The sequence below is a fragment of the Colwellia sp. PAMC 20917 genome (genome assembly GCF_001767295.1).
In the GTDB taxonomy this organism is placed as follows: Bacteria; Pseudomonadota; Gammaproteobacteria; order Enterobacterales; family Alteromonadaceae; genus Colwellia_A.
The window spans coordinates 1909898-1924863 of sequence record NZ_CP014944.1 but is presented as its reverse complement, the minus strand read 5'-3'; the positions used below and the strand labels follow the sequence as shown (position 1 = coordinate 1924863).

Sequence of the window (14966 nt, the reverse complement as noted above, 5' to 3'; positions counted from 1 at the left end):
AAAATCAGCAATATTCTCTTTATTCATCTAAACTTAATATAAATTAAGGAAGCAATTGAAATTATGAATATAATTGTAATTCTAGGTTGAATATTATTTAACTGACTCTTATTATGTAGTTTATTGGGAATATGATTCATAATAAAATTTGATATGTAAAAAAAACCTTAATCAGTAGTATTTTTCTGGTTAATTGAGGACGATATGCAGGCTTCTGAAAATAATAATGACGACTTTTTATTTATTGATGATAGTGATGAAGATGAAATTCTAAATGATGGCAGTGCTGAAACGTGGAAGGTTCTGATTGTTGATGACGACCCCGAAATTCACTCTGTTACTCAGTTAGCACTCTCAGATCTAGTCGTCTTAGGTAAAAATCTAGAGTATATACATGCTTACTCTGGGCGTGACGCATGTCAGCTTATTGAAGAGCACGAGGACATCGTTTTGGTATTACTCGATGTTGTTATGGAAACGGATGATGCTGGCTTAAATGTTGTAAAACATATTCGAGAAACTTTATCTCGCCAAGATATACGTATTGTTTTGAGAACCGGTCAACCAGGCTATGCTCCTGAAGAAAGTGTTATCAAAGATTATGATATCAATGACTATAAAACCAAAACAGAGTTAACTCGTCGTAAGTTAGTGACTACCGTTTATGCGGCTGTTCGTTCATATCAACAAATTCATTCGGTCAATCAAAACCGCTTGGGCCTCGAAAAAATAATTAGTGCTACAGCTGATTTACTTGAACTGCACAGTATTCATGAATATGCAGAAGGTGTGTTGTCGCAATTAATTAAATTGAGTAAAAGCCATTGCAGTGTTTTTTGTGCTCGTGGGCAAGGTATTATTGAGGGATCTGACGATTTAAGCTTACATATTTTAGGTCAAATCGGTCATAACGCCGAACTGATTAATCAAAAAATTTCGTGCTTCGACAGAGAATCAGCACAAGATCGCATGAGTAGCTGTTTCACTCAAAAACAAAATAATTATGGTAGTGATTATGCGGTATTGTATTTAGCCAGCGGTGGTTATAGAGCGGTTATTTATCTTGAATTTGAGCAAGAGTTAACTGATCTTCAAATACAGTTAATCGAAGTGTTTTTAGCCAATGTCGCCATCGGTTATGAAAATGTTCACCTTTTTCAAAAACTACGTAATGCTGCCTATCGTGATTGGCTGACTGAGCTGCCAAATCGTTTAGAGTTTGTTAATTTACTCGACAAATTTAGTCAATCAGAAGAACCCAATCTTGTTGCCGCCTTAATAGACATAAATCACTTTAGTGATATTAATGATGGCTTAGGACAAGATTTAGGTAATAAGCTGTTGCTCGCTGTTACAGAGCGTATGAAAGAACTAGGAAAACATTGTCAGCTTGCTCGAATGGGTGCCGATGTCTTTGGTGTTATTGGTCCAGCTGAGAGTGTAAACCCTGACAAGTTAATGTCATTATTTCATCGTTCGTTTACCGCGGGAGAACAATTATTACCTGTAACGGCATGTTTTGGGCTGTGCTCAAAAAGTAGTGCCGGTTCGCAAGGGGTAAAAGTTCTTAATCAAATAAACATCGCCTTGAATTTAGCCAAGAAAAGTAATCACGAAAATTTTGTTTATTACAAAAAAGAAATGGAAGATGAAACACTTTGGCGTTTAGGTATGATCAGGCAACTACGCACTGATTTTGCAGATAATCGTTTAGAACTTTGGTATCAGCCTCAACTTAGCTTAATTACCGGCAAGGTTATTGGCGCTGAAGCATTATTGCGCTGGCGAACCGCCGAAGGAAAATTTATTTCACCGGCTGTGTTTATTCCTCTAGCAGAATATTCAGGGTTGATTGTAGAAATTGGTGATTGGGTTATTAACCAAGCTTGTAAACAAATAAAGGTATTAGAGCAACAGAAATTCGATCATGTTGGTATTTCTGTTAACGTTTCTATCCCACAATTTAAACGTGATAACTTCGTTGACAGTATCATTCAAGCGACGATTAATCATGATGTTAAACCAAGTAAGCTCGAATTAGAGATCACTGAAAATATTTTAATGGATGAGCCACAAGTTGTTATTGATGCATTAGTTAAGTTGAAAGCTGAAGGTATCAGCATTGCGCTTGATGACTTTGGTACCGGCTATTCATCAATGAGTTATTTACAACAATTACCGCTTGACCGTTTAAAGGTCGACCGTTCATTTATTACGGGTATTGCAGAGCCGGGGCAATCATTGATTGCAGATACGATTATTAACCTCGGTAAGCAAATGAACTTAAAAGTTATTGCTGAAGGTATCGAAGAGGAAGAACAACAAGCGCATTTAATCGCTCAAGGGTGTGACGAAGTACAAGGTTTCTTTTATGCTAAACCTATGCCTGCTGATGAGTTTTTAACCTTCTTACGTAACAATAAGTAATCAATACTGATTGTTGCTAGCTTGAATAAATTAAAGCCGAGATATAATGTCTCGGATTTTTTATCGGCTAAAATAGTTAAGATGTTTCTTGGTATCTAAACTCGACGCCTTCCCTTGGATGGCACGGAATAAAGTGCGATAAAATCAAAGAACAACCAGCAAAGCCTGCACCAATATAAAAGCCCCATGACGGGTTATAAATCCACACTAAACCAAGCAACGCTGGAATAACCACAGCGGCAATATGATTAATTGAAAAACTAACACCAGCACTTGATGCTAAATGTTCAGGCTTGGCTATTTTTTGGAAGTAGGTTTTAATTGCAATAGCTAAAGAAAAAAACAAATGATCTATCACATTGCTGCAATCGTCGAGTTTTCGACAAAGCCATAGGCAATAAAGATAGTAATTATAGCTTAAAGCGTCATTAACATCTGATGACGCTTTACTCTATATTTTTATCCTAAGATTATCGCCACTTTTAGTCGAAAGTGCTAAGCGGCTAACGTTAAATTTATTTTATCGATTTATTTACCTAGCATGGGTTTTTAGGATTGATTTTAGTCTCTTGTGTCTATCGTCTTTTAGGCCCTATTAATCGGCTTATACCGCGAGCCATTCTTTCTGTTTGAGTTAAAAAACCATAGATTAATACACCTAATTAAAACACCTGTTTAAAAAATTTGCATTTATTTTTCTTTCAAGGCACACTCAATCGTCTATTATTATAAAAACTGATCAGTTAAATTATCATTTAATTGAGTTCAGACCCTATTTTTATCCCACTAAACGAGGAAACTAGGCATGTTATTTCAAGGTCAAAACCTTTCTGCCGAATTACTGAATGACGGCATTGTTGAATTTAAATTCGATGCACAAGGCTCAGTGAATAAGTTTGATCAGCAAACTTTTAAAGAATATATCGAAGTGGTTGCTGCTATTAACAATTGTGCAGATGCTAAAGGCGTACTTGTAACGTCTGGAAAATCTAACTTTATTGTTGGTGCAGACATCACTGAATTTTTAACAATGTTTAAACTTCCTGAAGCGGAACTTATCCCTTGGATCAAAGGCGGCTCAGACGTTTTTGATTCATTTGAAGACATTAAGCTACCAACAATTGTTGCACTTAATGGTTTTGCTTTAGGTGGCGGTTGTGAAATGAGCTTAGCTTGTGACTACCGTATTGCTGATACAACATGTTCGATAGGTTTACCTGAAGTTAAATTAGGCCTGATTCCTGGTTTCGGTGGCACAGTGCGCTTACCAAGAATTATTGGCGCTGATAATGCTGTTGAGTGGATGTCTACGGGTAAAGCGTTTAAGCCTGAACAAGCAATGGCTGTTGGTTTACTTGACGCGGTTGTTGCGCCAGAACATTTACGCGAAGCCGCTATTAACATGCTTAAACAAGCAATGTCTGGTAAGTTAAATTGGCAAGCTAAACGTCAACAGAAACTTGAAGCGTTAAAGCTTAGCCCTGTTGAATCAATTATGACCTTTAATACCTGTAAAGGTATGATTGCCGCTAAAGCGGGTAAACATTACCCTGCACCTATGATGATGGTAAAAACTATCGAAGCTGCTGCTTTACTCGGTAGAACAGAAGCCATGCTTATTGAGAATACAAACTTTGCTAAGCTTGCTAAAACTGATGCGGCTACGGCGCAAATTGGTTTGTTTATGGCCGATCAAGTCGTTAAAGGCAAAGCAAAAAAAGCCGCTAAAATGGCGACTAAACAAGTGAATAAAGCCGCTGTGTTAGGCGCGGGTATTATGGGCGGTGGTATTGCTTATCAGTCTGCTTATAAAGGCACGCCAATCATTATGAAAGACATTAATGATGCAGCACTTGATCTAGGCTTAAATACTGCTGCTGGCATTTTAACCAAGCAAGTTGAACGCGGTCGTATGAATATTAAGACTATGGCTGGCGTGTTAAATAACATCACACCAACCCTTAGCTACGATAGTGTTAAAGATGTTGATATCGTGGTTGAAGCGGTAGTCGAAAACCCTAAAGTAAAAGGTATGGTCCTTGCTGAAGTAGAAAGCTTTCTTTCTGAAGATGCCATTTTAACCTCTAACACCTCAACGATTTCTATCGATTTGTTAGCGCAAAGTGTAAAACGTCCAGAAAACTTCTGTGGTATGCATTTCTTTAACCCGGTAAACAAAATGCCATTGGTTGAAGTTATTCGTGGTAAAGCAACTTCTGAAGAAACCGTTGCGGCTGTTGTTGCTTACGCGGCTAAAATGGGTAAATCACCGATTGTTGTTAACGATTGTCCTGGCTTTTATATTAACCGTGTTTTATTCCCATACTTTGCTGGCTTTAGCCAATTAATGCTTGAAGGTGTTGATTTTGCTGCTGTTGATAAAATCATGGAAAAACAATTTGGTTGGCCAATGGGCCCAGCATACTTACTTGATGTGGTGGGTGTTGATACCGCTGATCATTGTACGGGTGTTATGTCATCTGGCTTCCCAACGCGTATGGCAAAAATTGATAATGACCCAGTAAGCACTCTATACAGTAATAAACGTCTTGGTCAGAAAAATGGCAAAGGCTTTTATGATTACGGTCAAGACAAGCGTGGTCGTCCAACAAAAGTAGCTTCAGCTGATGCTTACGCATTGTTTGAAAGTACCTGTGCAGACAAAAAAGAATTTAGTAGTGAAGACATTATTGCTCGCTTAATGATCCCTATGGTCAATGAAGTGGTGCGTTGTTTAGAAGAAGGTGTTGTTGATACTGCCGCTGAAGCTGATATGGGCTTAATTTACGGTATTGGTTTTCCACCGTTTAGAGGTGGTGCAATTCGTTATTTAGAAACGTTAGGTTTAACTAACTTTATTACCATGGCTGATAAGTATGCGCATTTAGGTGAAATTTATCAGGTAACTGATGGATTACGCGAAATGGCTAAATCAGGTAAATCTTATTTCAACACCGACGTAAAAACAGCATAAGCTAAGGAGAAGAACATGAAAGAAGTAGTCATTGTAGATTGTATTCGTACACCAATGGGACGCTCTAGAGCTGGCGTTTTTCGTAACGTTCGTGCTGAAGGTTTATCAGCGCATTTAATGCAGCAACTATTAGTGCGTAACCCTAATTTAGATCCTTCATTAATTGAAGACATTATCTGGGGCAACGTTAAGCAAACTAAAGAGCAAGGTTTTAACATTGCGCGTAATGCACAGTTGTTAACAGACATTCCAAAAACAGTTGGCGCGGTAACTGTTAACCGTTTATGTGGTTCATCAATGCAAGCTTTGCATGATGCAACCACTAACATCATGTGTGGCCAAGGTGATGTATTCATCGTTGGTGGTGTTGAGCACATGGGACATGTTCCTATGATGTATGATGTCGACTTTGATCCGGCCTTGAGTAAGTATATTTCTCGTGCGGCTGGCAATATGGGTTTAACCGCTGAGTTACTCGGTAAGCAGTTCGGTATTACCCGTGAACAACAAGACGCTTTTGCGGCACGTTCACACAGAAAAGCTTATGAAGCACAACTTGCTGGTCGTTGGGACAATGAAATTGTTGCCACTCAAGGACACGATGCAATGGGCGCGTTAACCTTAGTTGAACATGATGAAGTTATTCGTCCTGAAACAACGATTGAAACGCTTGCCGGTTTACGCCCAGTGTTCGATCCAGTTAACGGTACAGTAACAGCCGGTACTTCTTCAGCTTTGTCTGATGGTGCATCAGCAATGTTAGTGATGTCAGCTGATCGTGCAAAAGAGCTTGGTTTAACCCCTCGTGCGCGTATTCGTGGTATGGCGGTTGCAGGTTGTGATCCGTCTACTATGGGCTTTGGTCCTGTTCCAGCAACGAAAAAAGCATTGAAACGTGCAGGTTTATCTTTAGCTGATATTGAATTAGCTGAATTTAACGAAGCCTTTGCGGCGCAAGCTTTATCGTGTGTTAAATCTCTAGGCTTAGAAGACCGAGCTGAAGATATGATTAACTTAAACGGTGGCGCTATCGCTTTAGGTCATCCATTAGGGTGTTCTGGCTCGCGTATCACGGGTACTTTATTGAACCTAATGGAAGGTCAAGACGTCAGCATAGGTTTAGCGACTATGTGTATCGGTTTAGGACAAGGTATTGCAACGGTAATTGAACGCGTTTAATTGTAAAATTTAACGGCATATTATCAAGATCAAAAAACTCACTTCGGTGAGTTTTTTTATTGCTGTTTTGAAGAGGATCTCGACATAGTCGTACTTTATCTGTGCTAATTACTCAGTGCATAAATTAATTGATTATAAAGGGAAGATACAGAAAATGATGGGGACAATTGCTTACAATATTAACGAATTAACGCGACCATACTTGGTCAGAAACGATTAAAGTTGAGTTAGATATCTCAACGTATAGTCGTTGTTATCGGTTTTATGATGATCAACCCATTAAAATTATGCCTTTACCTCAGGTATTAGCATATAAAAATTATCAGATAAATCAACAGAATATACTCAGGTTTATTCGAGCAAGAACAAGCTATTTAAAAATACCCTTTCAGGAAAAGACAGAAATTCGGTGACTGCTAATGTAGAACATTAACGGTTAGGTATTTTGAAGCTGATAGTAAGCGACGTTACATTCAAATAATGGGTCAATATGAAGATATGTTTTAAGATATGACATACCTATTTTTTTCATTACGCCTATTGAAGCTAGATTATTTTCGTCGGCAATGGCGCTAAATTTCTCGTATTCAGGATTGATGGCTAAAGCATCTTTAATATGTTGAGCCGCTTCACTGGCAAAACCTTGACCCCATGATGTTTGAAAAAATCGCCAACCGAGCTCTAGGTTATCAAACTCAGGTAAGGCAGAGAAAAAATTCATCGGTCGCACAAGTACCCAGCCAATATATTGATCCGTTTCAGTGATATTAACTTGCCACAATCCCCAACCTTTAGTTGGACTTAGGTATTTTTGCATACGAGGCAATAACACGTTTGTAATGGTCTCGCGTGACGACGGGTTACCATCACTGATAAAACGCATCACTTCTGGGTCTTGGTCAAGTTGATACAATAACTCTGCATCGTCAGCAGACATTAATCTGTAGCTTAGCCGTGCAGAGTTATTGATTTTCATTTTTAAGCTAATGAATCTTGTAGAGGTGGAACAACTTGTTTTTTACGACTCAATACGCCGTCTAACCATACTTTACCGTCAACAAGTGGTTTGCCATAAGCTTTTTCTGTTAAATCAGCATTGTCGCTAATAACTAACATTTCAGAGCCTTCTTTCATAATGTCTGTCAGTAATAATAAAACCGTGTGTCGTTTACCTTCGGCTTTTAATTTTGCAATGTCAGCAAATAATTCAAGCTTCATATCATCAAAGATGGCGAGGTCAAGTACTTCCAACTGACCGATACCCACTAAGTTGCCATGCATGTTAAAGTCTTTAAAATCACGTAAAACTAGGTCACGTATAGGCGTACCTAATACGGCAGATTTTACTTCAAACATTTCCATACCCAAGGCTTTTGCGTCGCTAATGCCTGCAATTTCAGCTAATGCTTCAACACACTTGATATCAGCAGTGGTACAGGTGGGTGATTTAAAAATAACCGTATCAGACAAAATAGCGCACATCATTGCACCAGCAATATTTTTTGGAATTTCTACATCGTAGAAATCGTACATCATTTTAATGATGGTATTGGTACAGCCAACAGGACGAACCCAAATTTCTAATGGGGTAGAGGTAGTAATATCGCCTAATTTATGATGATCAATAATACCTAATATTGTTGCTTCATCGATATCATCAGGTCCTTGAATACGGTCTGAATGGTCAACAATATAGATACCTTCGCCTGCAAAACTTGTTTTTAATTCGGGTTGCTCAAAACCAAATTTGTCTAAAATAAATAAAGTTTCTGGTGAAAGCTCTCCTAAACGAGCTGGGACGGTTTCTTCACCTAGCGTGGTTTTTAAATAGGAAAGGGCGATAGCTGAACAGATTGAATCTGAATCAGGTGTTTTGTGTCCAACAGCATAATTAGGCATAAGTTTTCTCGTATTAGCGTTTATATTGAGGCTATATTTTTAATTGGCGATATTTTAGCAAATAAACCATGGCGGTGAAAAGTTAAAGCTTACATTATCGGCACTAAATCATATCAATAGCACTAAGGCGCTTATTACTCTGCAATATCCGACTTAGTAGAATTGCGTTAATAAACCAACGCCAACAAATGTCACCACTAAAACAATAATAGGCAGTTTGACTATCCGTAATAAATAAAAACCAATAAGCACAGAAAATAAGTCAAATAGTGAACTAACAGCACTAGTAAAAATAGGGTGATAAAGCGCAGAAAATAATAGGCCAACCACAGCGGCATTTACCGCCATAATTGCACCGGCGACTTTGGGCTTTGTTGCTAATGATTGCCAAGTACTTTCAAAGGTGAGTACCAATAAAAATCCAGGTAAAAATATTGCTAAGGTTGCGACTGTCGCTCCTATTAAAGGGGCTTGTGGAAATAGCTCTGCACCCAGAAAAGTCGCTAAGGTAAACATTGGGCCAGGAACGGCTTGCGCTGCGGCATAACCGGTAAGAAAAACATCGTTCGATAACGCTTCACCAATTGTTTGTTGTAACAGTGGCAAGACAACGTGTCCGCCACCAAAGACCATACTACCCGCTTGAAAAAACTGATTGAATAAGACCATGATCTCGGCTGAGTCAATCGGTGCTCCAAATACGGTTGCTAGTGGTAAAGCAAAGAGGATGATTAAGAACAACATCAATGGCAGTATTTTAAACTGTCTTGAGGTTAGAGCTGAGGGTTGGGCAACTTCAGTGGTGACTGATTTTAACGATGGATTAACAAAAAAACCAAAGCTTGCTGCGATAGTCAGTATGAAAATTTGCGTCGTTAAACTCGGTAACGTGATTAAAGCAATCGCTGTTATACCCGCAATAAGTCTGTGGGTGTTATTATTACAGAAACTTTTAAACATAGTTAAGCAAGCGTCAGCCACTACCACCACAGCCAGTAATTTTAAACCACTTATAACATGAAAAACCCAAGGTTGTTCAGCGCCGCTAATATTAGTGGCGAGTAAATAGATAAGAATAAATGACGGTAAGGTAAAGCCGATAAATGCGGCAATGCCGCCAGGCAGTCCAGCTTGCCTCAATCCAATAGCAAAACCTAATTGACTAGAGCCAGGGCCCGGTAAAAATTGGCTTAACGAGATCAAATTTGCATAACTTGTTTGATCTAACCACTTTAGTTTATCGACAAATGTTTTTTGGAAATAGCCAATATGTGCGGCAGGTCCACCAAAACTGATACAACCTAAAAAAAGAAAACGCCAAAATACTTCAAATAATTTTTTCATAAAAATGTCGTTAAAAGCCAGTCAATTATATTAACTATTATATCGTAAAACGATGAAGGGAATATTAAATTTAACGGTAAAAAAGCTCAATGAATTGAGCTTTTTTACCGACATAAGAAAAGTGTTAGTGACTTGTAATAAGCTAGACAGGCTTCATCTTTGCTTTTAGAAACCTGTTAATTGGACTTCGACATGTTGATGCATGCTAATTTTTTATTATTTGTAATAAGCTAGACAGGCTTCTACTTCGTTTTTTGAGCCCATAATCACTTCGACACGCTGATGAATGCTGTTCGGTTCCATATCCATAATGCGTCCTTCACTGGTCATTGCCAGTCCACCGGCTTGTTCAATGAGAAAACTCATTGGATTCGCTTCATACATTAAGCGTAGCTTGTGTGGTTGTTGCGGATTTTTACTGTCTTGTGGATAAGTAAAAATACCACCACGTGTTAATACACGATGAATATCACCAACCATAGCGGCAATCCAACGCATATTGAAATTTTTGCCACGAGGGCCGGTATCACCCGCAAGTAAATCACTGATGTAATTCTGCATAGGCGCTTGCCAAAAACGTTGATTTGACATGTTAACAGCAAATTCTTGTGTGTCCACAGGCACTTGAACATTACGTTCAACTAATAAAAAACCACCATGGGTACGGTCAAGTACATAAAAGTGTGTGCCGCTACCCGTAGTCATTACTAACATAGTTGACGGACCATATAAGACATAACCCGCACAAAGTTGTTTGTTACCCGCTTGCTTAAACATGTCTGGATCACTAGCATCCATATCACTTGGTGCTTCATGAATAGAGAAAATTGTGCCAATTAATGAGTTGATTTCGATATTAGAGCTGCCATCAAGTGGATCGAAAGAAACTAGATACTTGCCATTTTTTTCACCTGCAACAGAGCTATCTTCTTCTTCAGAAGAAATCGCTTTAACAAAGCCAGACTCTAATAAAATATCTTTAAGTAATTCATTTGCAACGACATCTAATTCTTTCTGAACTTCACCTTGAATATTTTCATCCAAAGTTGAACCCATCAAATCACTTAAGTGACCTTGGCTAACACGAAATGAAATTTCTTTAGTTGCCGCTAAAATCGTTTTGATCAGCGAAATTAAATCGAGTGGAACATTATCTTGACGTAAAGCTGGTGCTAGTCGTTGCATCGGGTTACCTAATTGATTTAGAGTAAGACTCTTAAAAATTGAGTCATAAAATTGTTGGTTATTTAATGTCGTAAAATAATAATAGCAGCTACATATTACATTATTTTACGGTTAGAGGTGACGATGAAAGCTATCACCTCACCTGTAAGGTTAATGATAACAAAAATAATGGAATGACTTGAATATATATTTATAGAACCAAAAATCAAATAGGGAAAAACGATGAAACTGACGCTAGGTGTCTTTTTAATATTTATTTGTAGTACCTTTTCAATAGCCGCACTCAGCGAAGAAATCCTCAGTTATAATGACTTTGTTAAAGATAAAGATCACCAGCAAGGCTATTTTTCTTTTTATCATGATAAAAAAAAGGGCAATGTTTATTTAGAGATCCAGCAATTTGAACAAGACTTTTTATTTCAAAGCGGTTTACCTCAAGGAGTCGGTTCTAATGATATTGGACTTGATAGAGGCCAGTTAGGTGATACTCGTCTAGTACGCTTTGAAAAAGTAGGAGAGAAGGTCTTTCTCCGCCAACTTAATACTTATTATCGAGCGGATACTGAAAACAACTTAGAAAAAAAAGCCGTTAGCGAGGCATTTGCCAGCTCTATTATTTGGGGCTTTAAAGTTGCCAAAGAAAGTAAGGACGGTAAAAAAGTATTAATTGATTATACACCCTTTCTTTTATCTGATATTCATCAATTATCAAGTAAACTTAAACAACGTCAACAAGGTAACTTCAAAATTGATGAAAGCCGAAGTGGTATCTATATAAAACGCAGCAAGGCCTTTCCTAATAATACTGAGCTTGAAGCAACAGTGACTTACCAAGGAACCGATGCAGGTAAATACTTACGCTCAGTAACGCCAGACTCAACCGCTGTTACGGTGAACTTACATCATTCGCTGATTAAATTACCTGACGACAAATACCAAGCACGTACTTTTCATCCTTACAGTGGCTTTTGGTCAAATAGTTATGCCGATTACGCCAGTGCTATCGACCAACCGTTAATTCAGCGTAATATTCCACGTCATCGCTTAAACAAAAAAGATAGAAATCTTAAGGTCAGCGAAGCAATTGAACCTATTATCTATTATTTAGATGCCGGCGTACCTGAACCTATAAGAAGTGCTTTACTTGATGGCGCTCGTTGGTGGGACCAAGCATTTTCAGCCATCGGTTATAAAAATGCTTTTCAGGTAAAAATGTTACCAGCCGATGCAGACCCGATGGATGTTCGTTATAACGTTATTCAATGGGTACATCGAGCGACAAGAGGTTGGTCTTATGGTTCATCAGTGATAGACCCAAGAACAGGAGAAATATTAAAGGGGCATGTAACATTGGGCTCTCTACGTGTTCGTCAAGATTATCTCATTGCTTTGGGCTTAACATCTCCTTTTAAGTCATCTATAACAGACACTTCACCAATGAAAGAAATGGCTTTAGCACGTATTCGTCAATTGTCGGCTCATGAAGTTGGGCACACTTTGGGTATCGCGCATAATTTTGCCGCAAGTGCTAATAATCGCGCTTCAGTCATGGATTATCCTCACCCGTTAATTACCTTGAAAAATGGCGAAATTGATTTATCAAATGCCTACGCTACAGATATTGGTCGCTGGGACAAATCAGTTATTGCTTATGGTTATGCTGATATAGCGGCTGATCAAGAAGCCGAGTATTTAGCGAAAGTTATAGCAAGTGCGCAACAAGCAGATTTGCTGTATATGTCAGATTCAGATGCGCGTTCTTCTTCGAGTGCACATAGTCGCGCACATTTGTGGGACAACGGAGTAGATGCCGCCGATGAGCTCAATAGAGTCTTAAAAATACGTGAAAAAGCGCTCATAGACTTTGGTTTAAATAGTATTCCTCTAGGGCGCCCCTTGTCAGAAATTGAAGAGGTTTTGGTGCCCATCTATAACTTTCATCGTTTTCAAGTTACCGCCGCAGCAAAATTAATTTCAGGTATAGACTATCGCTATCAACTGCGAGAAGAAAATGTTCTAAAGCCATTGGAGGTAGTCTCAGGTAAACAGCAGCGAAAAGCACTGCAGGTTTTATTAGCCACTCTAGATACAAAAATATTAACCTTGCCAGAACACATAGTAAAACTTATTCCACCAAAAGCTTATGGTTATTATCGTAATCGTGAGAGCTTTACTGGTAATACGGGGCTTACTTTTGATCCGGTTTCTGCTGCACAGGCTAGTGCTAAACATACGGTGTCTTTGCTTTTAAATGAACAACGTTTAGCGCGTTTACAACAACAGTCAGTAATGGATAAGCGTATTTTGAGTGTGCAAGAATTGATTGACGCTTTAATAGAACAGTCAATTAAAGTACCGGCTGAAAAGGGCTTGGCTTTGTTGGTTCAACAGCGGGTCAATCAACAAGTTATTGAGCATTTATTAGCACTTTGGCATAACAAAAATTTAGTAACAGAGGTGCGTGCAGAAGTTTATATGGCTTTACTTAATATAAAAGAATGGTTAAATGATAATTATGACTCTAAAAAGTATAAGCGCTTAACTGCTCAGTTTATGTTGTTAGCAGCGCAAATCACTCATAGTCTTGAGCAAGGAAAACTTGTTCATCCTGCTGCTAGTATTACTATGCCGCCGGGTTCACCTATTGGTAGTTAATTATTGAAGTGTGGGTGGCTTGAGTCTTAATAAAACCACCCACACCTTTAAAATATTATTTTTATCTTTTACTTTGCAGGTAAATATTTATCAGGATCAGCTAATAATTCAATTAGCACCTCAACATTATTATTAAGCTGCTGCTTAACACGTCCCGGAAATATTTCATCAAGTTTATCTAAACGGTCAAATTGAGTATGCCAAATATTTCCCCAGTTTTTCTCGGCTTTATTATCACAAGCTGTTGAATTCTTTTTATCATAACAAGTCCACAATTTTTTTGCGGTTGATTGAGAGTAACCATCAAAGCCATTCTGACCATTAATTGAAAAGTTGGTTGATTCTACATACGCGATAGGAATACCAGCACAGGCAAAACTAGCATGATCAGACCAAGAGCCAGTTACACCCTCAGGATAGCCTTCATAGTCAGGATGAATAACATACTTGTTTTGTTCGCCTAACACTTTAATTGATGCCTTGAGTAAGGCATTTCGCATAAAAGTGTCGCTGTTATAAGTTTCACTTTTACAATCATCATAAGCTTGTGTATGCGCGCTATGTACATAAACCTTATCGCCACCTGCAATGGTGTCAAAATTAATCATCGCTGCGATATTATCTAATTTGTTATGGGTTAATAAGTCGTTGACGTAATAGTTTGAACCTTGCAAACCAATTTCTTCTGCGCCAAAGGCAATAAAGCGAATACTATAATTATTTGGCATTTTTGTGGTCAATGCTTGGGCTATCGCTAACATTGCCGCAACACCTGCGCCGTTATCTGTGGCGCCCATTGACCCGGTTTTCATTGCCGTTGAATCATAATGTGCGCCAAGTATGATGGTTGGCTTTGTTACGTCACCAAATTCAGCAATAATGTTCTTTGATTCACCGACCATTTTTCTACTGTTATAGGAAAAGTTTTGCTCGGTAACTCGATAACCAAACTTTTCAAATTTAGTTTTAATATAGCGGGCTGTTTGCTGTTCTTTTATCGTTCCAGCTTCGCGAGCACCTATACCTTCGGTGGGTGAAACAAGTTCTTTAAGATAGGTATAAGCAGCAGTTTCATTGTTATCTGTTTTGGCTTGTTCGCTTGATAACGAGCAAGATGTTACGAGCAATAAAGAGCTAGAAAGCAAACAAGGTAGCACTGAGCGATGGAAATATTTCATATTACCCTTAAATTTTAAGACGAAATAAAGCGGATTATTTTAAGGTAATAGGATAATGGAGTCACTTGTTATTAACAACTACGCGCGATAATAAATGCGCAACAACTAACCTTATAAAGTACTTA

Annotated in this window: 10 protein-coding genes; 4 read left to right on the top strand and 6 right to left on the bottom strand. The window is 38.3% G+C overall.

Annotation, left to right across the window (positions count from 1 at the left end):
- Nucleotides 1-204: 204 nt before the first annotated feature.
- Nucleotides 205-2427: a bifunctional diguanylate cyclase/phosphodiesterase gene (locus A3Q34_RS08230; RefSeq protein ID WP_070374928.1), complete on the top strand. Its 2223-nt coding sequence runs from the start codon at nt 205-207 to the stop codon at nt 2425-2427.
- A gap of 76 nt (nt 2428-2503) precedes the next feature.
- On the opposite strand, the gene A3Q34_RS08225 is transcribed toward A3Q34_RS08230, so the two are convergent.
- Nucleotides 2504-2773 carry a hypothetical protein gene (locus A3Q34_RS08225; protein ID WP_157470898.1) on the bottom strand — a complete coding sequence of 90 codons (270 nt, stop codon included), beginning with the start codon at nt 2771-2773 and terminating at the stop codon, nt 2504-2506.
- Nucleotides 2774-3232: 459 nt separating this feature from the next.
- Here A3Q34_RS08225 and fadB point away from each other — a divergent pair, with 459 nt between their 5' ends.
- Nucleotides 3233-5401, top strand: coding sequence for a fatty acid oxidation complex subunit alpha FadB (gene fadB / locus A3Q34_RS08220; protein WP_070374926.1), 2169 nt, complete (start codon nt 3233-3235; stop codon nt 5399-5401).
- 15 nt (nt 5402-5416) lie between these two features.
- Nucleotides 5417-6580 carry an acetyl-CoA C-acyltransferase FadA gene (gene fadA, locus A3Q34_RS08215; RefSeq protein WP_070374925.1) on the top strand — a complete coding sequence of 388 codons (1164 nt, stop codon included), beginning with the start codon at nt 5417-5419 and terminating at the stop codon, nt 6578-6580.
- 436 nt (nt 6581-7016) lie between these two features.
- On the opposite strand, the gene A3Q34_RS08210 is transcribed toward fadA, so the two are convergent.
- The 4 genes from A3Q34_RS08210 to A3Q34_RS08195 form a co-directional block, all read right to left on the bottom strand.
- Nucleotides 7017-7556: a GNAT family N-acetyltransferase gene (locus A3Q34_RS08210; RefSeq protein WP_070374924.1), complete on the bottom strand. Its 540-nt coding sequence runs from the start codon at nt 7554-7556 to the stop codon at nt 7017-7019.
- A 2-nt stretch (nt 7557-7558) separates the two neighbouring features.
- Nucleotides 7559-8479: a manganese-dependent inorganic pyrophosphatase gene (locus A3Q34_RS08205; protein ID WP_070374923.1), complete on the bottom strand. Its 921-nt coding sequence runs from the start codon at nt 8477-8479 to the stop codon at nt 7559-7561.
- Between the two features lie 153 nt (nt 8480-8632).
- The gene (chrA, locus tag A3Q34_RS08200; RefSeq protein WP_070374922.1) at nt 8633-9823 is read right to left on the bottom strand and encodes a chromate efflux transporter; all 1191 of its coding nucleotides are present in this window, start codon (nt 9821-9823) and stop codon (nt 8633-8635) included.
- 216 nt (nt 9824-10039) lie between these two features.
- On the bottom strand, nt 10040-11008 hold the full coding sequence (locus A3Q34_RS08195) for a class 1 fructose-bisphosphatase (RefSeq protein ID WP_070374921.1): 969 nt from the start codon (nt 11006-11008) through the stop codon (nt 10040-10042).
- 222 nt (nt 11009-11230) lie between these two features.
- Here A3Q34_RS08195 and A3Q34_RS08190 point away from each other — a divergent pair, with 222 nt between their 5' ends.
- Nucleotides 11231-13663 (top strand): zinc-dependent metalloprotease, encoded by a 2433-nt coding sequence (locus A3Q34_RS08190; RefSeq protein WP_070374920.1) that lies wholly within the window; start codon nt 11231-11233, stop codon nt 13661-13663.
- A gap of 68 nt (nt 13664-13731) precedes the next feature.
- On the opposite strand, the gene A3Q34_RS08185 is transcribed toward A3Q34_RS08190, so the two are convergent.
- Entirely contained in the window at nt 13732-14841 is a 1110-nt protein-coding gene (locus A3Q34_RS08185; protein ID WP_070374919.1) for a M28 family metallopeptidase, read from the bottom strand.
- Nucleotides 14842-14966 lie beyond the last annotated feature (125 nt).